Origin of the sequence: Sphingobium cupriresistens (genome assembly GCF_004152865.1) — a bacterium.
Lineage (GTDB): Bacteria > Pseudomonadota > Alphaproteobacteria > Sphingomonadales > Sphingomonadaceae > Sphingobium > Sphingobium cupriresistens.
On the sequence record NZ_SEOO01000109.1, the window covers coordinates 1 to 1,664 of the forward strand.

Here is a 1,664-nt window from a genome sequence, read left to right on the forward strand (position 1 = left end):
TAGCACATTGGGAAGCTGCCCCTCGAAGGCAGCATTCGCCTTGATGGAGACAAGGGCGCGTAGCGCCCGACGGCTTCATCAAGGCGGCCATGACCGGCCAGCAGGTCTCTAAAGTGAAGTTGTCGACTCAACACTTTGGAGACTGACCGACCATGACCAAGCGCAGTTCTACTCCGGCCGATGCCGTGCTGGTAGCCATCGATATGTCCAAGCACCGCCAGGAAGTGCTGATCGAACGCCCGGAGGGCGGACGACGTCGCCGCATGACAGTCATGGCTACCAAGGCTGATTACGACCGCCTCGCGGACGATCTGGCAGCCATCGGCAGACCTATCGTCGTTGGCTTTGAGGCCACCGGCAACTACCACCGTACGCTGGCGCACCGACTGCTAGCTGCGGGTTTCGAGCTGCGCCTGATTTCGTCGGTCGCCTTGGCACGGACGCGTGAGGCGTTGCATAATGGCTGGGACAAGAACGATTCCAAAGACGCCCAGGTAATTCTGCACATGCTCCAGATCGGCGCCACTCAGCGCTACGTCGACCCGCTGGCCGCCGGCATCAACGACCTGCAGGAGATGTCGAAGACGCACGAGGCCATTTCCAAGGCGAAGACGCAGACCTGGCACCGCATCCTGACCCATTACCTGCCTTTGTATTTTCCCGAGATCGAACGTTTTGCGGGCAACAGCCGGTCCGACTGGTTCCTGGCTCTGCTCGAACGGTTTCCGACACCGGCCAGCATGACGACGCTCGGTCAGGAGGCCTTCACGCGCGAGGCCTGGTCACTGGTCGGCCGCAAGGTCTCCAAGGCCCGCTTAATCAACGATATCTACGAGACGGCCTGCGCCTCGGTTGCACTGCCGGTCGACGAGGAATCCGTCGCGGTCGCCATGTTCCGCATGGTCATCGCACAAGCCCGCAGCCTGATCCGGCAACGCGATGAGATCGAGCGGACCGCCAATGCCATGCTCAGCGAGAACCGCGACTATCAGCTCCTGCGCATGATCCCCGGGATCGGCCCGATCAACGCGCTGACGATCCTCGCCGAGGCTGGCGATCTTCGGCGCTTCAACCATCATCGCCAGTTCCTGAAGTTTTGCGGGCTCGACCTGGCCACCTGTCAGTCAGGCACCTTCCGAGGCCGAACCAAGCTCTCGAAGTACGGCAATGCCCGGCTACGCCGCACCTTCTGGATGGCGACCCAGGTCGCCATTCGCCAGCGCGACAACAGTTTCCGCGACAAGCTTGGTCGCTATGTGGCCGGCCACGGCAACGACCCTGATCGCCGCCGCAAGGCGATGACCGCACTCACCGCCAAGATGGCGCGCGTCGCGCACGCCGTCATCAAGACGGGAACCGAGTACCGTCCGTTCGTCGAACGGACGGACACCAGATGGAAGGACCCCTCTCTGTGGAGCCGTGAGGGCGCAGCCGCGACCCTGTAGATAATGTTCGGGCCTTCCATCTGGCATCCGCATCTCATTTTAAGGACGGTGAGGACCACGACCGGTGCGGTCGCTGGATCCTGTGTTTGCTATGGCCGAGAGCGCATTCCTTGACGATGGAAGCCATCTGGATCAAAAAGTCATCAGCGCCGATCACGCTCGGCGCAACGAGACCTGCTGGCCTTTTCCCGCCGCTGCTTCCCAACCTAGGACGTTGTC

General features: G+C 61.8%; 1 protein-coding gene. It reads left to right on the forward strand.

The features are described 5' to 3' along the window. Positions 1-152 precede the first annotated feature (152 nt). Positions 153-1,445 carry an IS110 family RNA-guided transposase gene (locus EWH12_RS21795; RefSeq protein ID WP_019052494.1) on the forward strand — a complete coding sequence of 431 codons (1,293 nt, stop codon included), beginning with the start codon at positions 153-155 and terminating at the stop codon, positions 1,443-1,445. Positions 1,446-1,664 lie beyond the last annotated feature (219 nt).

Bases quoted from the DNA above. Each gene is read 5' to 3' on its own strand.
- EWH12_RS21795 (WP_019052494.1), top strand. From the start codon at position 153: ATGACCAAGCGCAGTTCTACTCCGGCCGATGCCGTGCTGGTAGCCATC.